We start from the raw sequence: 22,450 nt of genomic DNA on the forward strand, positions 1-22,450 counted from the left end.
GCCGCCGCGCACGACCGCGCCGCGTGCGCCACGACAGCGCGCAACCGCGCGATCGCCGGCTTCGAATCATCGTGCGGGCTTCGCCATCCATGGCGCATGCGCATGCTCCGCTCAGGCCGGTTGGCGCGGCGGCCGCGGCCGCGGTGGATGCGCCGGCACGTCGCGGCCCGGCACCTGGACGAGGCGCAGCTCGTCGGTGTCCAACTGCAGCGCGGTGAGCTTGCCGCCCCAGACCGCGCCGGTGTCGATGGCGTGCACGCCGTGGCCGATGAACAAGCCCAGCGTGGACCAGTGCCCGCACACGATCTTGAGATCGCGCTCGACCCGGCCCGGCACTTCGTACCACGGGTACAGGCCGACCGGCTGCGTGCCCGGGCTGCCCTTGTCCTCGAAGGCGATGCGGCCGCGCGGCGTGCAATAGCGCAGGCGGGTGAAGATGTTGATGATCGCGCGATGGCGGTCGATGCCGGCCAGCTTGGGATTCCAGGCCGGGCGGTCGCCGTACATGTTCTTCAGCAGGCGCCGGTACTGGTCGCCGTGCAGGCGCTCCTCGACTTCGCGCGCGTGGCGCTCGGCCATCGCCGTGGTCCAGCGCGGCGCGAGGCCGGCGTGGACCATCATCCAGCCGAGCTTGCGGTCGGCGTGGACGAGCTTCTGCAGGCGCAGCCAGTCCAGCAGCGACTCGCCGTCCTCGGCCAGGACGATGCGCTGCAGGTCGGGATTGACCTTGCGCTTCTCTTCCTCGGTGCGCTGGCCGATCGCCAGCAGCGACAGGTCGTGATTGCCCAGCACCACCACGCTGCGTTCGCGCAGCGAGTGGACCAGACGCAGAGTTTCCAGGGATTGCCCGCCGCGGTTGACCAGGTCGCCGCAGAACCACAGCTGGTCCTGCGCCGGATCGAAGTTGAGCCGCTCCAGCAATCGCTGGGTGGCGTCGTAGCAGCCCTGGAGGTCGCCGATTGCCCAAACGCTCATGTGCCGTCCGCGCTCAGTGCAGGGTGCGCGGTACGGTGAGGGTGAACGACGGAATCGGCGCGTCGAAACGGGTGCCGTCGTCGGCCACCATCGCGTAGCTGCCTTCCATCGTGCCCAGGCTGGTCTCCAGCACGGCGCCGGAGGTGTATTCGTAATCGTCGCCCGGACGCAGCCACGGCTGCTCGCCGACCACGCCGTCGCCGCGCACTTCCTGCACCTTGCCGTTGGCGTCGGTGATCACCCAGTGGCGCGCGATCAGGCGCGCGGGGACGTTGCCGGCGTTGCGGATGTGGATGGTGTAGGCGAACACGTAGCGGTCCTGCTCCGGGGCGGATTGATCGTCCAGGTAGCGGGTCGCCACGTCGATGTCGAAGACGTATTCGGTGGGGCGGTTCATAGCGGCAGTTTAAGCAAAGCGGGCATGAAGCGGGAATGAGTTCCCGCAATAACGCGGGGAGGGGCAAAACGTCCGCCGCGGCGGCGCTGCGATCGCGGTCGCAGGCGTCGCGGGTGCGGGCGGGGTCGGGCAGTTTCGCGCGGTTTCGCGCGATCCGCGCGCCGCGCGAGCGGATCGCGCGTGCGTCCGCGCGGGAGCGCCGCGGCGCGGCCTGCGCGCCTCGGCGACGCGCGTGCCGGTCAGGCCGCCGACGGATCCGGCAGGACTTTGTCGTGCGCGCGCAGCCAGTTGGCCAGACGCACGAATTCGCCCACTTCCAGTTGCTCGGCGCGCGCGTCGGGCCGCACGCCGGCGGCTTCGATCGAGGCGCCGTCGCAGACCAGCGAGAGCGCGTTGCGCAGCGTCTTGCGGCGCTGGCCGAAGGCGTCGCGGACCACGCGCGCGAACAGGGCGTGGTCGTCGATGCCGATTTGTTCGGGCGCCAGCGGAATCATCCGCACCACCGCCGAATCGACCTTCGGCGGCGGCCGGAACGCGGCCGGCGGCACGTCGAACAGCGCGATCACCTGGCAATACGCCTGCAGCATCACGCTGAGGCGGCCGTAGACCTTGCTGCCGGGCCCGGCGGCCATGCGGTCGACCACTTCCTTCTGCAGCATGAAGTGCATGTCGCGGATCGCCGCGGCGTGCTCCAGCGCATGGAACAGGATCGGCGAGGACAGGTTGTAGGGCAGGTTGCCGACCAGCCGGATCGGGCCGCCGTTGTGCGCCAGGGCGGTGAAATCCACGGTGAGCACGTCGCGGTGGATCACTTCCAGCGTGCCGTGGGCGCGCGCGGACTCGGTGAGCGGGAAGATCAGGTCGCGGTCGAACTCGATCACGGTCAGTTCGCCGTGGCGGTCGAGCAACGGGAAGGTGATCGCGCCCTGGCCGGGGCCGATCTCGACCAGACGGTCGCCGGGTTTCGGGTCCACCGCGTGCACGATCATCGCGATGATGTGGGCGTCGTGCAGGAAGTGCTGGCCCAGGTGCTTCTTGGCCTCGGGCTTGAAGCCTTTGGCGTGGGTCTTGGCGGTGCCGGTCATGGCGAGCCTCCGGGCGGGGCGGTGCGGGGCGAACGGGTCATGCGGATGGGCGGGCCGTGCGGATCATTCGGTTTTGGGCGATGCGGGCGCAGGTCTGCGCCGCGGCGATCAGGCTGGACGGGTCGGCGAGGCCGCGGCCGGCCAGGTCCAGCGCGGTGCCGTGGTCCACGGCCACGCGCGGATAGGGTAGCCCGAGGGTCAGGTTCACCGCGCGCTCGAAGCCGCTGTACTTGAGCACCGGCAGGCCCTGGTCGTGGTACATCGCGACCACGGCGTCGAAGCCGCGCAGCTTGGCCGGCAGGAACGCGGTGTCGGCGGGCAGCGGGCCGATCAGGTCGAGGCCGTCGGCGCGCAGCGCGGCCAGCACCGGCTCGATCACCTCGATCTCTTCCATCCCCAGGTGCCCGGCTTCGCCGGCGTGTGGGTTGAGGCCGAGCACGGCGATGCGCGGGCGCTGCAGGCCGAAGTCGCCGCGCAGGGCGGCTTCGACGATGCGCAGGGTCCGCGCCAGCGGGTCGGGGCGGATCGCGTCGGCGACCGCGCGCAACGGCAGGTGGGTGGTGGCGAGACCGACCCGGACGATGTCGTTGGCCAGCATCATCACCACCTCGCGCCCGGCCTGCTGCGCCAGCAGCTCGGTGGTGCCGGTGTAGGCGATGCCGCCCTGGTTGATGACCGCCTTGTGCACCGGCCCGGTGACGACGCCGTCGAGGCGGCCGTCCAGGCAGGCCTGGGCGGCGTCGAGCAAGGCCTGGATCACCGCCGCGGCGTTGGCCGGCTCGGGCGCGCCGAAGGCCGGCGGTACGGGATTGGGGATCTCGACCACGGCCACTTCGCCCGGCGCGCGCGAAGGGCGGTCGGGCGGGAGCAGGGTCAGGGGCAGGGCGAGGGCGTCGGCCGCGGCGCGCAGGCTGCGCGGGTCGGCGTAGCAGATCAGATCGTAGTCGCGCGGCTGCTGCAGCAGCCGCACGCACAGCTCCGGCCCGACGCCGGCCGGCTCGCCCGGCACCAGCGCGAGCCGGGGCGGGGTCACGTCAGCCGCCCTTGGCGGCCGGCAGCGTGGTTTCGGTGCCCGGCTGGTTGCCTTCCGAGCCCTTGCCGACGCGGAAGTCGACATAGGCTTCGCTGCGCTTCTCGCGCAGGAAGCGGTTCCACTCTTCTTCCAGCTTGCGCCGGCCGATGGTCTCCTGGACCTGGGCGCGCTTGCTCTGGTCGGCCATATCGGTTTCGCGCGTGGCCAGACGCTGGACGATGTGGTAACCCGCGCTGGTGTGGACCGGCTGGGACACTTCGTTGTCGGCCAGGGCCGCGACCGCGCCGCCGAACTCGGGGCCGAATTCGTCGCGGGTGAACCAGCCCAGATCGCCGCCCTTGGCCTGGGTGCCGAGGTCTTCGGAGCTTTCCTTGACCACGTCCTCGAACTTGGCGCCGCCGGCGATGCGCGCGCGCAGGGTTTCGGCCTTGGCCTTGGCCTGGGCTTCGGTGATCTTGTCGTTGACGCGGATCAGGATGTGGCGGGCGTGGTACTGGGTCGCCATCTGCGGGCCGGACGACTTGGACGCGTCGCGCACTTCCACCAGCTTGAGCAGCTGGAAGCCGCTGGGGCCGCGCAGCGGCTGGGTCACGTCGCCGGCCTTCATCGACTTCATCATCTCGGCGAACGCGGCCGGGATTTCGTCGACGCTGCGCCAGCCCAGGTCGCCGCCTTCCAGCGCGTTGGGGCTGTCGGAGTAGCGCACCGCGGCGGCGTTGAAGTCCATCTCGCCCTTGTCGATCAGCGTCTTGACGCCGTCGACCTTCTTCTGCGCCGTGGCGATCTGCTCGGGCGTGGCGCCCTCGGGCAGGGCGACCAGGATGTGGGCGAGGTGGTACTGGGTGCCGGAGTTGGCCTGCGCGGCCAGGGCGGCGTCGATTTCGGCGTCGCTGACCGAGACCCGGGTCTGGGCGAAGCGCTGGCGCAGGCGCTGGACCAGCAGTTCGTCGCGGATCGAGTTGCGGAAGTCGGCGAAGGAGCTGCCGTCGCGGGCGATCTGCTGGCGCAGCTGGTCGACGCTGATGCGGTTGGACTGGGCGATGCCGGCGATGGCCTGCTCGATTTCCTGGTCGGTCACGCGCACGCCGGTGCCCTGGGCCTGGGCGACCTGCAGCTTGAGCAGGATCAGGCGTTCGAGCACCTGCCGTTCCAGCACGTCGCGCGGCGGCAGCTGTTCGCTGCGGCCGGCGTACTGGTTGAGGATGTTGGCGACCGCGCGGTCGAGCTCGGTCTTGAGGATGACGTCCTCGTCCACGACCGCGGCGATGCGGTCGATCGGTTGCATTTCCTGGGCCTGGGCGACGCCGATCAGCAGGCCGGTGGCCAGGACGCCAGCGGTCAGGGCACGGGCAAAACGATTGTTCATAGGGTCGGGTCGAGGATGGCCTCGTCGCCGCCGGGACCGCGATTTTCGCGGCTGACCGTGGGAGACGGAGGCGTCAGATAGAGGTCGTCGCGGTTGTAGCCGAGAATAGCACGGCGCAAAACCTTCTCCGTGTTCTGGCCCGCCGAGCCTAGACCCTTGAGTTCGAACTCCACCTGAAACGAACTGTTCAGGTCTTCGGAGCGGTTGCGCTGGTAGCGGCGGGCGATCGCGCGTACCGCCAGACAGCAGCTTTCCCACTGCACGCCGGCGATCTGCTCGAGCGGACGGCTGTCCTTGATCGAGTAGTAGTAGCGGCCGACGATGCTCCAGTTGTTGTTGATCGGGTACAGGAAGGAGAAGTCGGCCTGCTCGTACTGATCGGCGATGTCGCTCGGCGAGCCCGGGGGCGCGGCGAGGTTGCGGCGGTAGCGGTAGGCGAAGTTGACCACGCCGGAATTGCGGAACAGGTAGCGCGCGCGCAGGGTGGCGACGTCCTCGCTGCGCAGGCGCGGGTCCCACTGGTAGGTGGCGTTGATCGTCCAGCGGTCGCTCGGCGAGACGCTGACGTCGGCGACCCAGGCCGACTTGCCCTGCTTGATCGGGGTTTCGGCGCCGGCGACCACGCGGATGTCGTCGAAGTACTGGATCTGGCCGATGCTCGCGGCCAGCCGCTCGCGGCCGTCCTCGGAGTTGATCAGGCGCGTGGTCAGCGCCGTGGTCAGCTGGTTGGCGTCGGTCTGGCGGTCGGCGCCGGAGTAGCGGTTGTCGCGGAACAGCGCGCCCCAGCTGAAGGACATCGGGTTGGTGTCGAACAGCGGCAGCCCGTCCTGGTCGCGGTACGGCGCGCGCAGGTAGAACACGCGCGGCTCCAGGGTGTGGACGTAATGGTCGCCGCGGATTTCGGTCTCGCGGTCGAAGTACAGGCCGGCGTCGATCGAGGTGATCGGCAGGCTGCGGGTCGGCGACTTGTCGTAGAAGCCGCGCACCATCTCCTCGGTCTTGATCGTGCCCGGGTTCGCGAGGACGAAGGCGTCGGCGCGGTTGTTGGCGATCTGCTTGGCAAGGCTGGAGTCGAGCTCGTACGCGGTGTAGCGCCAGGCCAGCTTCGGCCGGATGTACCAGGCCGCGCCTTCCAGCGGGAAGCTCACGTACGGGCGCACGTCGAAGCGGCTGCCGCCCGGAATCTCCAGGCGCCGGCTGTCCGGAATGCCCGCGGTCGGGTCGCTGCTGATGTACTTCTTGTCTTCGTGCTGGAAGCGCACGGCCTCGGTGTCGACGCCGGTTTCCAGCCAGCGCTGCACCGGCTGCGCCCAGTGGAAGGTCGCGCGCGGCAGGCGGTCGTAGGCCAGCGAGTCTTCCTGCAGGGTGAAGTCGGCGAGCTGGTTGTGGTCGGCGGTGAAGCTCGCGTCCCAATAGCGGCCGCGGCCGTACACGCCGATCTCGCTGCGCAGCGAGGTCGCCGACTGGCCGTACAGGCTGTTGCTGAAGTCCTGCAGGTAGTACTTGTCGCTGACCCAGGCCAGATTGGCCGCGGCGTACCAGGTGCCGTTGAAACGGTGGGAGCCCTTGAACGCGAACTCGCCACGGTTGTCGCGCGGCATCTGGTCTTCGGGAATGGTCAGCAGCGGGCTGTCGATGCGCCGGTAATAGGTGTAGCGGTCCGGATCCTTGCGCGAGAGGTCGTCGCGCGGCATCCAGTTGACGTAGGTCTCGCCCGAGCCGTTCTCGTACAGCCAGCGGAACTCCACGCCCAGGCTGGCGCCGCGGCGGCTCATGTAGCGGGGGAACAAGGTGGCGTCGTAGTTCGGCGCGAGATTGAGGTAGATCGGCTGGCGCCAATCGAAGCCGTTCTTGCCGGACATGCCGATGTTCGGATACAGCAGGCCGGTGCGGCGGCGGTCGTCGACCGGGAACATGAACCACGGCACGTACAGCACCGGGATCTTGCCGATCCGCAGCGTCGCGTTGCGCGCCACGCCCATGCCTTCCTCGGTGTCGATGTCGATGCGGTGGGCGCGCAGCTCCCAGGCGCGCTGGTTCGGCGCGCAGGTGGAGTAGGTGGAACTCAGCAGCGAGCCCTTGACGCCGTTGAGTTCGATCCGCTCGGCGCCGCCGTTGCCGCGGCGCGAGGTGAGCTGGTACTCGACGTCGTCGATCTGGTGCTTGTCGGCGTTCTGGTCGCCCTCGGCGTGCTCGGCGACCAGGCGCATGCTCGAGTCCTGGTAGCGGACGTGGCCCTCGGCCGTGTACTTGCCGCTTTCCTGGTTGTAGCTGAGCTTGTCGGTGCCCAGGAACTGGTCGCCGCGGCTGAGCCGGACGTTGTCCTGGACCACGATGTTCTGGTCGTCGCCGGCGCGCTGCAGGGTGCCGCCGTCGATGGCGGTGGGCTGGCTGGCGCGCTGGTCGGCGGTGCCGGTCGGCGCGGGGGCGTCGTCGAAGGACGGGACCGCGTCGATCAGCGGGCACAGTCCCCAGTTCTCGTTGTCGTCCGCCGCGTACGCGGGCAGGGCGAGGGCGATGCAGAGCGACAACGGGAGCAGGCGGAGGGGTTTGCGCACGCGAGCATCCGGCAGACGGTGAAAAACGGCGGTTAGCTTGCCCCATCCCTTGCAAGCGGGCAACGCGAGCGCCATCTGGGAGTCAACGGCGTTCATCTTGCAAGTTTCGCGCAACCGGCCGGCATCGTCTGTCCAAATCCGCCGCCGCGCCGGCAACGCGCCGCCGTCCACCCCGGAGGAGATCATGAGCCAGCACCCCCATACCGACCCCGCCGCCCCCGCCGCCGCCCCGGTCGAGAAGAGCGAAGCTGAATGGCGCGAGCAGCTTTCGCCGGAGCAATACGCGATCTGCCGCTGTTCGGCCACCGAACGGGCCTTCACCGGGCGCTTTTGGAACCACAAGGAGGCCGGCACCTACACCTGCGTGGCCTGCGGCGAGCCCTTGTTCGACTCGGACACCAAGTACGACTCCGGTAGCGGCTGGCCGAGCTATTACCAGCCGATCCGGCCCGAAGCGGTCAGCGAGCAGGCCGACGAGAGTCACGGAATGCGCCGGATCGAGGTCAAATGCGCGCGCTGCCAGTCGCACCTGGGGCACGTGTTCCCGGACGGGCCGCGGCCGACCGGGTTGCGGTATTGCATCAACTCGGCGGCGTTGGAGTTCGAAGGCAAGGCGGAAGGGTGAGGCGGGGCGCGGGCCGGTCGGGGCGGCGGTAGGCGCTGCGTAAGCTGCGACCGAGACACCGCGCTTGCGGCGCGGCTGGCTACCCCGCGGTCGCGGCTCACGCCGCTCCTACAGGGGCTTCGGCTGGATTGGGGCGTTTTGAGAGAGGCGTCGTAAGCCGGGCGGGGCGGCTGTAGGAGCTGCGTAAGCTGCGACCGCGGTACCGCGCTTGCGACGCGACCGGCTATCCCGCGGTCGCGGCTCGCGCCGCTCCTACAGGGGCTTCGGCTGGATTGGGGCGTTTTGAGAGAGGCGTCGTAAAGCCGGACGGAGCGGCTGTAGGAGCTGCGTAAGCTGCGACCGCGACACAGCGCTTGCGACGCGACCGGCTACCCTGCGGTCGCGGCTCACGCCGCTCCTACATAGGGAGCGCAGCGAAACAGGGAGCGCGCAGCGAAACAGGAATGCGGCGAAACAGGCCGCGCGCCGAGACTCAGCCGAGCATCGCCCCTACATGCGCCACCGCGCTTTCGCGCAGCGCGGCGAGGTCGTAGCCGCCTTCCAGCATCGACACCACGCGCCCTTGCGCGTAGCGCTCGGCGATCGCGACCAGTTCGGCGGTGAGCCAGGCGAAGTCGTCGCCTTCGAGGTCGATCTGTGCCAGCGGGTCGCGTTTGTGCGCATCGAAGCCGGCCGAAATCAACACCAATTGCGGACGGAAGCCGTCGATGGTCGGCAGCAGGCGGTCGCGCCAGACGCGGCGGAAGCCTTCGCTGCCGGTGCCCGGCGGCAGCGGCGCGTTGACGATGTTGCCGACGCCGCGCTCGTGCGCGTAGCCGGTGTCCGGGTACAGCGGCATCTGGTGCGAGGACACGTACATCACCCGCGGATCGCTGTCGAAGATTGCCTGAGTGCCGTTGCCGTGGTGGACGTCGAAGTCGATCACCGCGACCCGCGACAGCCCGTGCTTGTCGCAGGCGTGGGCGGCGGCGACGGCGATGTTGTTGAACAGGCAAAAGCCCATCGCCGCCTCGCCGGTGGCGTGGTGGCCGGGCGGTCGCACCGCGCAGAACACCCGGGTTTCCTCGCCCTTGAGCACCGCGTCCACCGCCGCCACGCCGGCGCCGGCGGCGCGCAGCGCGGCTTCGGCCGAGCCCGGCGCGAGCACGGTGTCGGGGTCGAGCTGCATCGGGCCGTCGACCGGCGTGTCCAGCACCAGCGCCAGCAGTTCGTCGCAATGCGCGCGCAGCAGCTGGCCGCGGCTGGCGGCCGGCGCTTCGCACCAGCGCAGGCGGTCGGGGAAGGCTTCGCGCAGCGATTCGGTCACCGCGACCAGACGCAGCGGCCGCTCGGCATGGCCCGGACCCGGGTCGTGGCGCGTGCAGGCCGGATGCGTGTAGACGCGCACGCCGCTAGGCCTTGCGGCGCTCGTGGTTCCAGGTGACCTCGCCGTGGCCGTCGGCGCGGGCGAGCACGCGCGCGATCACGAACAGCAGGTCGGACAGGCGGTTGAGGTAACGCACCGCCTCGGGCCGGATGTCTTCGATCCGCGCCAGCGCCACGGTGTCGCGCTCGGCGCGGCGGACCACGGTGCGGGCGATGTGGCAGCGCGCCGCGGCTTCGCCGCCGGCCGGGAGGATGAACTCCTTGAGCGCCGGCAAATCCTCGTTGTGCGCGTCCAGCCACTGTTCCAGCCGGTCGATGTCGGCGGCGAAGATCGCCGCGTGGCCGGGGATGCACAGCTCGGCGCCGAGGTCGAACATCTGGTGCTGGATCGACACCAGTTGCTCGCGCACCACTTCCGGCAATTCGGCGGCGAGGATCAGGCCGATGGTCGAATTGGCTTCGTCCACGGTGCCGTAGGCGCCGACGCGGGCCGAATCCTTGCCGGTGCGGCTGCCGTCGCCGAGGCCGGTGGAGCCGTCGTCGCCGGTGCGGGTGTAGATCTTGGAGAGGCGGTTGCCCATCGCGTCGAGCCTCGCGCCGCGCCGGTCAGCGCTTGCGCGCGTCGTCGGAGGAGTGCGAGCCCAGCGCGGTCTTGCCCGCGGCCGCGGCGATCGCCTGGACCACGGCGGCGATGCCGACGTAGGTGGCGGTGGTGCGCAGGTACGGCAGCAGCCATTCGACGTAGTTGGCGGCCCAGCCGGCGACGGTCGGGTTCGGCACCGAGGCCGAGATCCAGTAGAAGCTGCCCTGGCTCAGCAGCTGGCACACCGCGACCGACACCAGCAGCGCGCCGGCGGCGACGCCGAGGGTGTTCCAGTTGCGCTTGTAGTTGCGCGCGACGAACAGGCCGCCGGCCCACATCGCGAAATACGCCGGCACCAGGAACCAGTAAGCGGCCGAGACGCAGTAGTGGTCCCAGAAGCTGATGCCCATGCGGCTGATGACCGCGTAATCGATCGACACCGCCAGCGCCATCAGCGCCGGGAACGCCCAGCGGGTCCAGCTGCGCAGATAGAAGCCGCCGATGAAGAACACCGCCCACGACGCGTCGGGGATCGGCGCCCAGTGATTGACGCGGGTCGCGACCATCAACACGGCCAGCAGGGCGAGGATCAGGCTGTTGCGGGTGTTCGGCTTCATGGATCTGGCTCCGGACGCGGCGGCGTCGATTCGGCCATTCTAAAGAAGCTGGGGGCGAATGTGCCGGTTGGGCCGTGGATCGGGGGCTAAGTGATTGATTCGGGTGGTCGGCAAGCGGGTTGCGCGGCCTTGGGGCGCGCAGCCGCGCGCGCCCGAAGGCCGCTGCGACAACCGCGAACCCACGCTTAGCGAACGCCCACGTATCATGAACGTCATGACTTCCGACGCCACGCCGCATTCTTCCGGCGCGCCCGACCCCAGCGTCCACGCCAGCCACGATGTCCTGATCGTCGGCGGCGGCCTGGTCGGCGCCAGTCTCGCCATCGCCCTGGACCGCATCGGCCTCGACGTGGGCCTGATCGAGGCCGCCCCGCCCGGCGCGCTGCCGGCGGTGTTCGACGAACGCAATCTCAGCTTCGCCGAAGCCACCCTCAACGCCCTCGACGCGCTCGGCGTGCTGGCCAAGCTGCGCGCGCCGACCGGGCCGATCCGGCGCATCCACATCAGCCGCCGCGGCGATTTCGGCCGCACCGTGCTCGACGCCCAACGCTACGGCCGCGAAGAATTCGGCCGGGTGGTGGTGGCGCGCGATTTCGGCGAAGCGCTGGAAGCGCGGCTGGCCGAGTTGCCGCGTTTGCTGCGCTACCGCCCGGTGCGCTTCGTCGGCTTGGCCGACGGCGGCGGCGACGGCTGGCGCGCGGTGCGCGTGGCCGACGGCGCGGGCGAGCGGATCCTGCGCACTCGGCTCTTGGTCGCCGCCGACGGCACCCGCAGCGGCGTGCGCGACGCGCTCGGTATCGGCACCGACGAACACGATTACGGCCAGACCTTGTTCGTCGCGCGCGTGCGCGGCGAGCGCACGCCCGACGGCACCGCCTACGAGCGCCTCGGCCGCGACGGCCCGACCGCGCTGCTGCCGCGCGGCGACCGCCATTACGGTTTGATCCACGGCGTCGCCACCGCCGAAAGCGACGCGGTCGCCGCGCTCGACGAAGCCGGCTTCCTGGCGCGCGTGCAGGACGCGTTCGGCTGGCGCGCCGGCCGCTTGCTGGCGAGCGGCGCGCGCAGCCTGTATCCGGCGATCCGGGTGCTGGCGCAGCGCACCGTCGCGCCGCGCGCGGTGTTGGTCGGCAACGCCGCGCAGACCATCCACCCCATCGGCGCGCAAGGCTTCAACCTCGGCCTGCGCGATGCGATGACGCTGGCCGAACTGATCGAACAGCAACGCGCCGCCGGCGACGCCGACTGCGGCAGCGAGGCTTTGCTCGCGCGTTATCTGCAGCGGCGCAAGGAAGACCGCGAACGCACCGTCGGCTTCTCCGACGGCTTGGCGCGGCTGGCGTCGAACGACACCGAACTGATGCGGCCGCTGCGCAGCCTGGGCTTGTTCGCGTTCGACCGCTTGGCCAGCGCGCAGTCGTTCCTGGTCGGCGGCGCGATGGGCTATCGCGGCGACGTGCCGGCGCTGTGCCGCAACGACCGCGCCGGCGGCGCGCCGTTCAACGGCGTGCCCGACGACCGCCGCGGAGGCCGCGCATGAGCCGGCGCGAGTTGCTCGACGTGATCGTGGTCGGCGCCGGCGTGGTCGGCGCGGCCGCCGCGCTGGCGTTCGCCCGCGACGGGCTCGACGTGGCCCTGGTCGAAGCGCGCGAACCCGCGCCGTGGTCGCCGCAGCGCTCGGACCTGCGCGTGTACGCGTTCGCGCCCGACAACGCCGCGTTGCTGCACGACCTGGGCGTGTGGAATTCGGTGCGCGAGGCGCGCGTGCAACCCTACCGCGCGATGCGGGTTTGGGACGCGGCCGGCGGCGGCGAGATCGCCTTCGACGCCGACGCGTTCGGCCGCCGCGAACTGGGCTGGATCGTCGAGAACGGCTTGCTGGTCGATCGCTTGTGGTCGGCATTGGCGCCGGCCGGCGTGCAGCTGCATTGTCCCGATCAAGTCGAAACCTTGGAGCGCGACCAAGCCGACAGCGTCGGCGTGACCTTGGCCGGCGGCCGGCGCTTGCGCGCGCGGCTGGTGGTCGCCGCCGACGGCGCCGAATCCAAGCTGCGCCGGCTCGCCGGCATCGACGCGCCGTCGCACGATTACGGCCAGCGCGGTTTGGTCGCGTATGTGGACAGCGAACGCGGCCACGAAGCGACCTGCTGGCAGCGCTTCCTGCCGGGCGGGCCGATCGCGTTCCTGCCGACGCAGGGCGAGGACGGCGCGCGCGACAAGCGCAGCTCGATCGTGTGGACGCTGCCGGAAGCCGAGGCCGAGCGCTTGCTCGCGGCCGACGACGCGGCCTTCCTGATCGAACTCGAACGCGCCTTCGCCGGCCGCCTCGGCGCGCTTACCCGGGTGTCGCCGCGCGCCGCGTTTCCGCTGCGGCGGCAACTCGCGCAGCGCTATGTGTCGGGGCGCGTGGCGGTGATCGGCGATGCCGCGCACGTGGTGCATCCGTTGGCGGGGCAGGGCGTCAATCTCGGCCTGCGCGATGTTGCCGGCTTGCGCGCGAGCTTGCAGCAAGCGCAGCGCCGCGGCGTCGATCTCGGCTCGCCGCACCGCCTGGAGCGCTGGGCGCGCGAGCGGCGCAGCGAGAACGCGTTGGCGGCGTATGGGTTCGACGGCTTGAACAAGCTGTTCTCCAACGACGATCTCGCCGCGACGTTGGTGCGCGGGCCGTTGTTGGGGTTGGCCGGCAAGCTGCCGCCGCTGGCGCATTTCTTCTGGCGGCGCGCGGCGGGGGTGTGAGCCGGGGGCTGGCGTTTTCGGAGGCTGCGTCGGTTCTGGGGTTGTGTCGCAGCGCTTGATCGTTGCGGCTCGTTGCGATGCTTAGAGCGCAAGCGACGGCAACGTCAAAATGGGTTCCGGCGTTCGCCGGAATGACGGTGGGTGAGAGACGGTTCGCTGCATGAGAGAGACGAAACCTTTTCACCGTCATTCCGGCGAACGCCGGAATCCATTTTGCTGTTGCTTCTAGTCTTCGCAGGAACGCCGCATGAAACGCGCCACCGCATTCGCCGCCGCGTTGTGCCCGACGCTCGCGCTCGCCACCAGCCAATGCCCGCCGGAATACGGCGAAAAATCCCCCGCGTTCTGGGCCTTCGGCTGGGCCGTGCTCGGCCTGTTCGCGCTGATCGGATTGGCCTTGCCGGTGTTGGCCGCGCGCTGGGCGCTCGGCCGCGGCGGCTGGGCGCGCGCGATTTGGATCCTGCTCGCGTGTCTGGCGATGCTGGCCTGCTGGATCGCCGGACTGTGGATCTTCGGCGTGTACTTCGTGATGGTCTGCTGAAACGCGCTCAGTCCTCGTGGAACGGCTGGCGCGTATCGCCCAGCAGATACACCGACACCGCTACGCCGACCAAGGCCACTGCCATCACGTAGTACGCCGGCGCCATGCCGCCGAAATGCGGCGCGAGATAACCGCCGATCAACGGCGGCGTCGCCGCGCCGAACACCGCGTAGGCGACGTTGTAGGAAAACGACAGCCCCGAGAACCGCACCGGCGCCGGGAACGCGGCCACCATCACCGCCGGGATCACCCCGACCACGCCGACGAACACGCCGGCCAGCGCATACAGCAGCAGGAAGTTGTGCGCGCCGTGGTTCAAGTCGTAGTACAGCGCGAAGCTGCTGACCAACACGCCGAGCGAGCCGATCAACAGCGCGCGGCCGCGGCCGATGCGATCCACCAACCAGCCGCCGCCGACCGAACTCAAGGTCAGGAAGAACGCGGCCAGGCTGTTGCCGAGGAAGGCGCGCGACGGCGCCATGCCGAACTTCTGCTGGACGATGGTCGGCGTCATCAGGATCACCACCACGATCGCCGCGGTCAGCAGCCACGTCACCAGCATCGACAGCACGATGCCGGCGCGGTGGTCGCGCAGCACTTGCTTGAGCGGCAGTTCCTGCACCAGTTGGCGGCTCTCGCGCATCGCGGTGAACACCGGCGTTTCGCTGAGCCAGCGGCGCAGGTACACGGCGAGGAAACCGAACACGCCGCCGATCACGAACGGCACCCGCCAGCCCCAGTCCAGCACCTGCGCCGGGGCGAGGAAGGTGTTGATCGCGGTGGAGATCAGCGAGCCGATCAGAATGCCGGCGGTGAGGCCGGCCGACAGCGAGGCGCAGGCGAAACCGACGCGGCCGCGCGGCGCGTGTTCGGCGACGAAGGTCCACGCGCCGGGCACTTCGCCGCCGATGGCGATGCCCTGGACGATGCGCAGGAACAGCAGCAACAACGGCGCGGCGAGGCCGATCTGCGCATAGGTCGGCAGCAGGCCGATGAACAGCGTCGGCAGCGCCATCAGGAACACGCTCAGGGTGAACATGCGCTTGCGCCCGGAGCGGTCGCCGAAGTGGGCCATGACGATCCCGCCGATCGGCCGCACCAGATAACCGGCGGCGAAGATGCCGTAGATCTGCAGCGTGCCCAGCCATTCGGGCATGCCGACCGGGAAGAACAGCTTGCGCAGCGTCTCGGTCAGAAAGACGAAGATCACGAAGTCGTAGAACTCCAGCGCGCCGCCCAAGGCCGACAACAGCAGCGTGCGGGTGTCCTTGCGGCTCAGCGGCGCGGCGCCGGCGGGCGGGGCGGAAGCGACGGCTTCGGAAGTCATTGCGGCGGCGGGCTCGGGCGGGACTGGCAACGCACTATGCCGCAACTGCGCGCGCGCACAACCGGGCCGGCGCGGAACACAGCCTAAAGTAGTAGTGCGGCGTTCGCGCGGCCGGTGCTAGAACACCTGCGGCAGTTTGGCAGGATCGGTTCGCATGTCGGATTTTCAGCGGTTTTGCGGTGTTTTTTTACGTAGGTCGTTCACGTATCGAGTGTGCGTCTTGTCCGTCTCGATACTGGCCGCGTCGGTCGCGGCGCCCGCCGCGGCTGCCGATTTCGAGTTGGCCGAAGGCCGCATCCAGGGGCAGTGGACCACCCGAATCGTCGCCGGCACCGCGGTGCGGGCGGGCAAGGCCCAGCCGCATCTGCTCGGCAAGGGCTACGCCTCCGACGGCAGGCCCAAGGGCGGCACCGGCGCCGACACCGCCGACGACGGCAATCTGAACTTCGGCCGCGGCGATGCGTTCTCCAGCCTGTTCAAGATCGTGCAGTCGGTGGATCTGAAATACCGCGGCGTCGGCCTCAACCTGAGTGCGCGCACGTGGTACGACGCCAGCTTGGACCGGCACGAAGTCGCGCAGGGCAACGTGCCCAACGGCTTCGATCCCTCGGCGCCGCTGAGCGACGCGGGGTTCTCGCGTTCCAATCGGTTCTCCGGCTTCCTGTGGCTCAACGCGTATGTCTACGGCCATCTGCAGCTCGACGAGGACAGCGCGCTCGACGCGCGGATCGGCAAGCAAGCGGTGAAGTGGGGCAACGGGCTGTTCTTCACCGGCGTCAATCAGATCAACCCCATCGACTACACCACGCTGCGCCGGCCCGGCACCGATGCGGCCAGCGAGGCGCAGATTCCGGTCGAGATGCTGTGGGCGAAGTGGACCCTGGATTCCAAGCTCAGCCTGGAAGGGTTCTGGCAATGGAACTGGCGGCCGTCGGAGTACGACCCGTGCGGCACGTTCTTCTCCGGCAGCGATTTGGGCATCGAGCGCGGCTGCGCCGGCATCCAGTCCAACGCCTACTACCCGATCAACAGCGCATCGGCGGGCGCGGGGCCGTGGCTCAGCGACGGCTTCATGCAATCGATGGGCGCGATCCTGCCGCGCGACCGCGACCGGTTCGGCAGCGACCGCGGCCAGTACGGCCTGTCGCTGCGGTATCGCGACGAGGCCAGCGGGCGCGGCTGGGGCGCGTATTACTTGCGGATCAATTCGCGCGCGCCGTATCTGGACGCGACCGTCATCGACCCGGCGCGCACCGATCCCACCCTGGCGCCGCGTTTGATCGCGGCCGGCGTGCCCGCGCCGTACGCGCAGTTGTCGGCGCGCTTGTCGACCATCCGCGAGATTTGGGAATACCCCGACGACGTGCGCATCCTCGGCCTCAGCGCGGAAACGCGCTGGCGCGGTTGGAAGCTCGGCGCCGAGCTCTCGCACACGCGCGGGCAGCCGGTGCAGCTCAACACCGCCGACATGTTCCGCGCGCTGACCAGCAACGGCGGGCCCATCGGCGCGCGCAACGCGGCGCTGGCGCCAGGCGCAGTGCTGCGCGGCTACGACCGGGTGGACAAGGATCAGCTGATGCTGAACTTGCAGCGCGGTTTCAACGGTGTGTTGGGAGCGAAGCAGGCGACGGTGATGGGCGAGGTCGCGTACAGCCGCGCGGATTTGCCGTCGCTGAGCGAGGCGCGGTATGGGCGTGGCTTTCATTGGGGTTTTTCGCCGCAGGGGTACGGCGGGGTGTGTCCGCCGATCCAGAATCCGCGCGGTTGCGTCGATCGTGGGTTTTATACCCGCAATGCCTGGGGCTATCGCTTGCGCGCGCAACTCGATTACGCGGTCGGCGGGGCGTGGACGGTGTCGCCGAGTTTGAGCTTCGGGCACGACGTGCGCGGGTTCGCGGTCGACAATCAGTTGGTCGAGGATCGGCGGCAGCTGACCTTGGGCGTGGCGGCGAAGTACGGATCGCGCTACTTCGCGAGCGTGAGCTACACCGATTACGCGGGGAGCGCGCATTACGATCCGTTGGCGGATCACGATTATGCGAGCGTGGCGGTGGGGGCTACGTTTTGAGCGGGGCTGTTTGGGGAGTTAGCGAGGCTGGCTTGTCGTTATTCCCGTGAAGGCGGGGATCCGGAGGCCTTGGACGTTCTCGCACGAGGAGTCCTGGATTCCCGCCTGGACGGTCGCCGGGGCGAGTGGGGTGCGGCGTGGTTGCGTTGGCGCGGTCGCGGCTTGCGCCGCTCCTACAGGGGGTAATCGTGGTTATCGGCGATCTGCGGCTGCTTAGCGGCGCCAGCCGTCGATCTCGCCGACGCTGATGCGGCCGTCGGCGTTCACGTCCACCGCGAGGAAGTTCGCGCTCAACGCGGTGTGGGCGCGCGATTCTTCGCGGCTGATCGAGCCGTCGCCGTCGAGGTCGAGCGCGGCGAAGTCCACGTTGCGTCCGTCGCTGGGTGGGGCGAGGGTGCGCTCGGGCAATTGGTTGGCTTCGGCGGTGGCCGCGGCGGCCGCGCGGGCGACGCTGCCGGCATCGGCGGCGATGGCGTTGGCGGTGCGCGCTTCGCTGAGCGCCGCGCGCGCCTGCACGGCGGCGCCGGTGGGGTTGCTGCCCGAGACCGCGGCGGCCTGCGCCGAACGCGCGTCCTCGGCCGCGCGGGTGGCGCGGTGCGAGGCCTCGCGCGCGTCCTCGGCGGCGCGTTGCGCCTGTTGCGCGGTGGCTTGCGCGGCGATCGCGCCGCGCGCGCTGTCCGCGCCCTGGTCGCGGGTCTGCACCGCGGCGGTGGCGGCGAGCTGGGCGCTGGTCGCGCTGTCGCGGGCCTGGCGCGCGTCGCCCGCGGCGACATCGGCCTTTTCGACCGCGTCGTGTTTGGACTGAACCTTGCCCGGCACCTGCGCCGGGGCGGCGAAGGCCGCGGCCATCGCCAGAATCAACAGGGCGTGTCGTTCGATCGCATGCGCTCGCATCGTGCTCGCCTCGCGCTGTGGGGACGGGGCCGACGCTAAACCGGGCGATATCAAACCTTCGTTAATCGGCGCAACGCGCGATGAACGCGGCGGATCGGCGCGCGAGCGATGCGGATCTCGACGTTCCCCGCGTTATGGCCGCGCTCAGCGAAGTCGCGGAGGCATGAAAGCGGGGCTGCCCGGACGCGATGTCTTGCGCGAGGAGCGGCGATGCCTGGGCGCAATTTCTTCGCGCGAAGGGCGACGCCGCTCGGGTGCGATGTCTTCGTGCGAAGAGTGATGCTGCTCGAGCGCAATGCCATCGAGCGAAGGGCGGCGCCGCTCGGGTGCGATGTCTTCGCGCGAAGAGTGGCGCTGCTCGAGCACAATGTCTTCGCGCGAAGGACGGCGATGCTCGAGCGCAATGCCTTCGCGCGGACTGCGCCCGGACGCTCCGCGTTCGCGCAAACCGCCGCGCTCAGCGCGGCGCGGCGAACACCGTGATCTCTTCGCGGTCGTGATACAGCTGGCGCGCGCGCACGATCATCGGCCGATGGGTCTGGTATTCGAACGCTTCCAGGCAGACGCGGGTTTCTTCCCAACGCTTCTTCATCGGCAGCTTGAGATTGAAGATCGCCTGCCGGCACCAGTTCTCGCGGAACCACGTGGCCATGCGCTCGGCCACGCGCGCCGGCGACTCGACCATGTCGCAGACCATCCAGTCGAGCGTGCGCTTGGGCTGCCAGGTGAAACCGTCGGCGCGCAGGTGATCGACCCGGCCGCTGTCGAGCAGGGCCTGACGCAGCGGGCCGTTGTCGACCGAGGTGACCTTCATGCCGTTGCGCATCAGCACCCAGGTCCAGCCGCCGGGCGCGGCGCCGAGGTCGGCGGCCTGCATGTTGTCGCGCACGCGGCGTTCGCGTTCCTCGGGGTCGAGCAGGGTCAGCAGCGCTTCTTCGAGCTTGAGCGCGGAGCGGCTGGGCGCGTCGGGATGCATCTTCAGACGCGGGATGCCCAGCGGCCACGGCGCGCTGTCGTCGTTGTCGGACTGCGCCAGCACCGCGTGGTCGCCGGCGAGGAAGACCACGTGCAGGCGCGGCTTGCGCGGGTCGTCGTGCTTGCTCAGCCAACCGGCCTTGCGCAGCGCCGGGCGCAGCGCGTTGCCGAAGCTGCGCGCCAGCCCGGCCAGCGGCTTGCCTTCGTCGGAATCGGGGTGTTCGACCCACAGCTCGCCGAACGCGACCGGCTCGCCGTAGGCGTCGAGCGCGGCCAGGATCGGGGTAATGCGGTCGCTCGGGTCGAGCCCGCGCAGATCGGCCAGCCGCACCAGCTTCTGCCGGGCGAAGATCAGCGCCGACCACGGCAGCGCGCGCGAGGCGGCGGCCGCGTCTTCGACGATGAACTCGACGTAGCCGCTGTTGCGCTGGGTGCGCGCGTAGCCGGGATGGCCGGCGTTGGCGGCGCGCTCGCTCAGTTCGGCGGCGAGCTCGGGCTCGAACCCGGCGCGGCACAGGCAGAACAGGGCGGAATCGGTCATGGGGCGCGGCTCAGGGGCGGGTGGGGGAAGTGAAGCACAGGCGGCGGGCGAGGCGTTACCGCCGCGGCGCCGCTGGGGTTGCAGGGGATTCCTCCACCCCGTCATTCCGGCGAAAGCCGGAATCCATTTTGATCTTGCTCTTGCGGCGCTTGCGGAGGCAGAAGCAACGGCAAAATGGATTCCAGCTTTCGCTGGAATGACGGGGTAGGCAGAGGGCGACGGGTTCTGGCCGCGCCGGAACCAACGCCTCGCAACGGCGGCGGCGCCCGGCGCGCCACCGCGGGCTCAGTACGAAACGCCGCTCTCGCCGTACCGGCGCAGCACGTCGCAGGCGGCTGCGCGCTGCAGGTCGCGGCGCACGGCGATGCCGCGGCGTTCCAGTTCGCCGATCCAGTCCGCCGGCAGCGGGCCTTCGTCGAATTCGGTCAGGCGCATCACGTCTTCCGAGCGCGCGCCGATCAGCAGGTTGTTGATGCCGGCCCAGAAACTGGCGCCGTAGCACATGCAGCACGGCTGGGCCGAGGTGGCCAGCGTCATCGGGCCGAGTTCGTTGAGGCGGAACTGGCTGACCGCGGTCTGCGCGCACATGAAAGCCATCATCTCGGCGTGGGCCACCGAGCAGTTCTGCGGCACCACGCGGTTGACGCCGACGCCGACCACGCGGCCGTGGCCGTCGAACACCGCCGCGCCGAACGGGCCGCCGGTGGCGAGCTCGACGTTGCGCCGCGACAGCTCCACCGCCAGCGCGACCTTGTCCTCGTCGCTGGCGTAGATGCGGTTGCGGTCGACCGCGGCGTCGATCCAATCCGGCAGCAGCAGCTGCACCTGCCGGGTCAAAGGGGTGGGGACTTTCGGACTCATTCCTTGCTCGCCCAGGTATCGCGCAGGGTCACGCTGCGGTTGAACACCGGCGCGTCGGCGCGGTGGTCGTAGCGGTCGGCGACGAAGTAGCCGACGCGCTCGAACTGGAACGCCTGCTCCGGCGCGGCCTGCGCGGCGGCGGGCTCGACGTAGCCGACGACGGTGCGGCGCGAATTCGGATTCAGATGATCCTTGTAGGTCTTGCCGTCGCTGTCGTCGTCCGGCGCGGCGACGTCGAACAGACGGTCGTACAGGCGGATTTCCGCCGCGACCGCGTGGCGCGCGCTGACCCAGTGGATGGTGCCCTTGATCTTGCGGTCGGCGCCGGCCATGCCGGGGCGCGATTCGGGATCGAGCGTGCCGCGCAGTTCGACGATCTCGCCCGCGTCGTTCTTGACCACTTCGTCGCAGCGCAGGATGCCGGCGCCGCGCAGGCGCACTTCGCCGCCCGGGATCAGGCGCTTGAAGCCCTTCGGCGGGACTTCCTCGAAGTCCTCGCGCTCGATCCACAACTGGTTCGAGAACGGCACGTTGCGCGCGCCAAAGCTCTCGTCCTTCGGGTGGTTGGAGAAGTGCAGCGATTCTTCGTGCGAATCGGACAGGTTGGTGATGGTGAGCTTGAGCGGGTCGATCACCGCCATGCGCCGCGGCGCGGCCGCGTCGAGGTCTTCGCGCAGGCAGCCTTCCAGCACCGAGTAGTCGATCACCGAGTTCTGCTTGCTCACGCCCAGGCGCTCGGCCCACAGGCGGATCGCGGCCGGGGTGTAGCCGCGGCGGCGGATGCCCTGCAGGGTCGGCATGCGCGGGTCGTCCCAGCCGTCGACGAGCTTGTCCTGCACCAGCACCATGAGCTTGCGCTTGCTCATCACGGTGAAGTTGAGGTTGGCGCGCGAGAACTCGATCTGGCGCGGGATCGCGGCCTCGTTCGGGTAGCCCTTGGCCAGCAGCGGCGCGAGCAGGTCCGGCGAGTTGGGCAGATCGACCTTGGCCACGCACCAGTCGTACAGCGGGCGGTGGTCTTCGAATTCCAGCGTGCACAGCGAGTGGGTGATGCCTTCGCAGGAATCGCTGAGCGAGTGGGCGAAGTCGTACATCGGGTAGATCGGCCAAGCGTCGCCGGTGTTCTGGTGCGGCACCTTCTTGATCCGGTACAGCGCCGGGTCGCGCAGGTTGATGTTGCCCGAGGCCATGTCGATCTTGGCGCGCAGGGTGCGCGCGCCGTCGGCGAACTCGCCGGCGCGCATGCGCGCGAACAGGTCGAGGTTCTCCTCGACGCTGCGGTCGCGGTAGGGCGAGTTGCGGCCCGGCTCGGTGAGGTTGCCGCGGTAGGCGCGCACTTCCTCGGCGCTGAGGTCGCAGACGAAGGCGTCGCCCTGGCGGATCAGCTTCTGCGCGGCGAGATAGAACACCTCGAAGTAATCCGAGGCGTGGCGCAGTTCGGCCCAGTCGAAGCCGAGCCAGCGCACGTCGTCCTGGATCGCCTCGACGTATTCGGGGTCTTCCTTGGCCGGATTGGTGTCGTCGAAGCGCAGGTTGCAGCGGCCGCCGAACTCGCGGGCGACGCCGAAGTCCAGGCAGATCGCCTTGGCGTGGCCGATGTGCAGGTAGCCGTTGGGCTCGGGCGGGAAGCGCGTGCGCACCGTTTGGTGCTTGCCGCTGGCCAAGTCGTCGCGGACGATCTGGCGGACGAAATCCTGCTTCTGCGCCGGGGCGGCATCGGTCGGAGTTTCGGGGGCAAGGCGGGACGGATCGGCGGACATGCGGCGCGGCATCTTCAAGAAAGGGAGAAACGGGAGTTTAGCCGGTGCGGCGCCGGCGTGCCTGGGCGGGCGGTCCCGCGGCCGCGCGCGGGCCGCTTTGCCGGTCGTGCCCGCTCGCCGATTGTTGCGGGACTGGGACGCTT

General features: G+C 69.8%; 19 protein-coding genes and 1 pseudogene. 6 read left to right on the forward strand and 14 right to left on the reverse strand.

The genetic code is table 11. From position 1 onward, the window contains the following. Positions 1 to 114 precede the first annotated feature (114 nt). The 6 genes and pseudogenes from J5226_RS10520 to lptD form a co-directional block, all read right to left on the reverse strand. Positions 115 to 975: pseudogene (locus tag J5226_RS10520) on the reverse strand (symmetrical bis(5'-nucleosyl)-tetraphosphatase); the annotation flags it as partial. Between the two features lie 13 nt (positions 976 to 988). Next, positions 989 to 1,372: a Co2+/Mg2+ efflux protein ApaG gene (gene apaG / locus J5226_RS10525; protein ID WP_215839855.1), complete on the reverse strand. Its 384-nt coding sequence runs from the start codon at positions 1,370 to 1,372 to the stop codon at positions 989 to 991. A 239-nt stretch (positions 1,373 to 1,611) separates the two neighbouring features. Continuing rightward, positions 1,612 to 2,457: a 16S rRNA (adenine(1518)-N(6)/adenine(1519)-N(6))-dimethyltransferase RsmA gene (gene rsmA, locus J5226_RS10530; protein WP_215839856.1), complete on the reverse strand. Its 846-nt coding sequence runs from the start codon at positions 2,455 to 2,457 to the stop codon at positions 1,612 to 1,614. A gap of 37 nt (positions 2,458 to 2,494) precedes the next feature. Continuing rightward, on the reverse strand, positions 2,495 to 3,490 hold the full coding sequence (gene pdxA / locus J5226_RS10535) for a 4-hydroxythreonine-4-phosphate dehydrogenase PdxA (protein WP_215839857.1): 996 nt from the start codon (positions 3,488 to 3,490) through the stop codon (positions 2,495 to 2,497). Between the two features lies 1 nt (position 3,491). Beyond that, positions 3,492 to 4,856, reverse strand: coding sequence for a peptidylprolyl isomerase (locus tag J5226_RS10540; protein ID WP_215839858.1), 1,365 nt, complete (start codon positions 4,854 to 4,856; stop codon positions 3,492 to 3,494). Further along, entirely contained in the window at positions 4,853 to 7,414 is a 2,562-nt protein-coding gene (lptD, locus tag J5226_RS10545; protein ID WP_215839859.1) for an LPS assembly protein LptD, read from the reverse strand. The genes J5226_RS10540 and lptD overlap by 4 nt, the downstream gene beginning before the upstream one ends. Positions 7,415 to 7,598: 184 nt before the next feature. On the opposite strand from lptD, the gene msrB reads away from it, so the two are divergent. After that, entirely contained in the window at positions 7,599 to 8,039 is a 441-nt protein-coding gene (gene msrB / locus J5226_RS10550) for a peptide-methionine (R)-S-oxide reductase MsrB (protein ID WP_215839860.1), read from the forward strand. Between the two features lie 472 nt (positions 8,040 to 8,511). On the opposite strand, the gene J5226_RS10555 is transcribed toward msrB, so the two are convergent. Genes J5226_RS10555 through J5226_RS10565 form a run of 3 tightly spaced genes read right to left on the reverse strand, consistent with a single transcriptional unit; the run spans position 8,512 to position 10,604 of the window. Beyond that, on the reverse strand, positions 8,512 to 9,426 hold the full coding sequence (locus J5226_RS10555; protein WP_215839861.1) for a histone deacetylase family protein: 915 nt from the start codon (positions 9,424 to 9,426) through the stop codon (positions 8,512 to 8,514). A gap of 4 nt (positions 9,427 to 9,430) precedes the next feature. After that, positions 9,431 to 9,985: a cob(I)yrinic acid a,c-diamide adenosyltransferase gene (locus J5226_RS10560; protein WP_215839862.1), complete on the reverse strand. Its 555-nt coding sequence runs from the start codon at positions 9,983 to 9,985 to the stop codon at positions 9,431 to 9,433. Positions 9,986 to 10,010: 25 nt separating this feature from the next. Then, positions 10,011 to 10,604 carry a hypothetical protein gene (locus J5226_RS10565; protein ID WP_215839863.1) on the reverse strand — a complete coding sequence of 198 codons (594 nt, stop codon included), beginning with the start codon at positions 10,602 to 10,604 and terminating at the stop codon, positions 10,011 to 10,013. Between the two features lie 214 nt (positions 10,605 to 10,818). On the opposite strand from J5226_RS10565, the gene ubiH reads away from it, so the two are divergent. From ubiH to J5226_RS10580, 3 genes are all read left to right on the forward strand, one after another. Continuing rightward, positions 10,819 to 12,144, forward strand: a complete 1,326-nt coding sequence (ubiH, locus tag J5226_RS10570; RefSeq protein WP_215840388.1) for a 2-octaprenyl-6-methoxyphenyl hydroxylase — start codon at positions 10,819 to 10,821, stop codon at positions 12,142 to 12,144. Beyond that, positions 12,141 to 13,340: an FAD-dependent oxidoreductase gene (locus tag J5226_RS10575; RefSeq protein WP_215839864.1), complete on the forward strand. Its 1,200-nt coding sequence runs from the start codon at positions 12,141 to 12,143 to the stop codon at positions 13,338 to 13,340. Before ubiH ends, J5226_RS10575 begins: the two co-directional genes overlap by 4 nt. A 247-nt stretch (positions 13,341 to 13,587) precedes the next feature. Continuing rightward, complete coding sequence (locus J5226_RS10580; protein WP_215839865.1) at positions 13,588 to 13,881, forward strand: hypothetical protein; 294 nt, start codon at positions 13,588 to 13,590, stop codon at positions 13,879 to 13,881. Positions 13,882 to 13,888: 7 nt separating this feature from the next. On the opposite strand, the gene J5226_RS10585 is transcribed toward J5226_RS10580, so the two are convergent. Beyond that, positions 13,889 to 15,208: an MFS transporter gene (locus J5226_RS10585; RefSeq protein ID WP_215839866.1), complete on the reverse strand. Its 1,320-nt coding sequence runs from the start codon at positions 15,206 to 15,208 to the stop codon at positions 13,889 to 13,891. A 220-nt stretch (positions 15,209 to 15,428) separates the two neighbouring features. On the opposite strand from J5226_RS10585, the gene J5226_RS10590 reads away from it, so the two are divergent. Next, complete coding sequence (locus tag J5226_RS10590) at positions 15,429 to 17,276, forward strand: DUF1302 domain-containing protein (protein ID WP_215839867.1); 1,848 nt, start codon at positions 15,429 to 15,431, stop codon at positions 17,274 to 17,276. A 213-nt stretch (positions 17,277 to 17,489) separates the two neighbouring features. On the opposite strand, the gene J5226_RS10595 is transcribed toward J5226_RS10590, so the two are convergent. Further along, positions 17,490 to 18,170: a hypothetical protein gene (locus tag J5226_RS10595; RefSeq protein WP_215839868.1), complete on the reverse strand. Its 681-nt coding sequence runs from the start codon at positions 18,168 to 18,170 to the stop codon at positions 17,490 to 17,492. A 210-nt stretch (positions 18,171 to 18,380) separates the two neighbouring features. Here J5226_RS10595 and J5226_RS10600 point away from each other — a divergent pair, with 210 nt between their 5' ends. Then, positions 18,381 to 18,653 (forward strand): hypothetical protein, encoded by a 273-nt coding sequence (locus J5226_RS10600; protein WP_215839869.1) that lies wholly within the window; start codon positions 18,381 to 18,383, stop codon positions 18,651 to 18,653. On the opposite strand, the gene rlmM is transcribed toward J5226_RS10600, so the two are convergent. From rlmM to J5226_RS10615, 3 genes are all read right to left on the reverse strand, one after another. After that, complete coding sequence (gene rlmM / locus J5226_RS10605; protein WP_215839870.1) at positions 18,628 to 19,686, reverse strand: 23S rRNA (cytidine(2498)-2'-O)-methyltransferase RlmM; 1,059 nt, start codon at positions 19,684 to 19,686, stop codon at positions 18,628 to 18,630. The genes J5226_RS10600 and rlmM overlap by 26 nt on opposite strands. A 285-nt stretch (positions 19,687 to 19,971) precedes the next feature. Further along, on the reverse strand, positions 19,972 to 20,547 hold the full coding sequence (locus tag J5226_RS10610; protein WP_215839871.1) for a nucleoside deaminase: 576 nt from the start codon (positions 20,545 to 20,547) through the stop codon (positions 19,972 to 19,974). After that, a complete protein-coding gene (locus tag J5226_RS10615; RefSeq protein WP_255323053.1) occupies positions 20,544 to 22,307 on the reverse strand; it encodes a glutamine--tRNA ligase/YqeY domain fusion protein in 1,764 nt (587 codons plus the stop codon). Before J5226_RS10615 ends, J5226_RS10610 begins: the two co-directional genes overlap by 4 nt. Positions 22,308 to 22,450 lie beyond the last annotated feature (143 nt).

This window comes from Lysobacter sp. K5869 (assembly GCF_018847975.1).
Lineage (GTDB): Bacteria > Pseudomonadota > Gammaproteobacteria > Xanthomonadales > Xanthomonadaceae > Lysobacter.

Coding starts and splice junctions, on each gene's coding strand:
- J5226_RS10615 (WP_255323053.1), bottom strand. CDS start 22,307: ATGTCCGCCGATCCGTCCCGCCTTGCCCCCGAAACTCCGACCGATGCC.
- apaG (WP_215839855.1), bottom strand. CDS start 1,372: ATGAACCGCCCCACCGAATACGTCTTCGACATCGACGTGGCGACCCGC.
- msrB (WP_215839860.1), top strand. CDS start 7,599: ATGAGCCAGCACCCCCATACCGACCCCGCCGCCCCCGCCGCCGCCCCG.
- J5226_RS10575 (WP_215839864.1), top strand. CDS start 12,141: ATGAGCCGGCGCGAGTTGCTCGACGTGATCGTGGTCGGCGCCGGCGTG.
- J5226_RS10610 (WP_215839871.1), bottom strand. CDS start 20,547: ATGAGTCCGAAAGTCCCCACCCCTTTGACCCGGCAGGTGCAGCTGCTG.
- J5226_RS10560 (WP_215839862.1), bottom strand. CDS start 9,985: ATGGGCAACCGCCTCTCCAAGATCTACACCCGCACCGGCGACGACGGC.
- J5226_RS10580 (WP_215839865.1), top strand. CDS start 13,588: ATGAAACGCGCCACCGCATTCGCCGCCGCGTTGTGCCCGACGCTCGCG.
- J5226_RS10540 (WP_215839858.1), bottom strand. CDS start 4,856: ATGAACAATCGTTTTGCCCGTGCCCTGACCGCTGGCGTCCTGGCCACC.
- J5226_RS10565 (WP_215839863.1), bottom strand. CDS start 10,604: ATGAAGCCGAACACCCGCAACAGCCTGATCCTCGCCCTGCTGGCCGTG.
- ubiH (WP_215840388.1), top strand. CDS start 10,819: ATGACTTCCGACGCCACGCCGCATTCTTCCGGCGCGCCCGACCCCAGC.
- rsmA (WP_215839856.1), bottom strand. CDS start 2,457: ATGACCGGCACCGCCAAGACCCACGCCAAAGGCTTCAAGCCCGAGGCC.
- J5226_RS10585 (WP_215839866.1), bottom strand. CDS start 15,208: ATGACTTCCGAAGCCGTCGCTTCCGCCCCGCCCGCCGGCGCCGCGCCG.
- rlmM (WP_215839870.1), bottom strand. CDS start 19,686: ATGACCGATTCCGCCCTGTTCTGCCTGTGCCGCGCCGGGTTCGAGCCC.
- J5226_RS10600 (WP_215839869.1), top strand. CDS start 18,381: ATGCCTGGGCGCAATTTCTTCGCGCGAAGGGCGACGCCGCTCGGGTGC.
- J5226_RS10595 (WP_215839868.1), bottom strand. CDS start 18,170: ATGCGAGCGCATGCGATCGAACGACACGCCCTGTTGATTCTGGCGATG.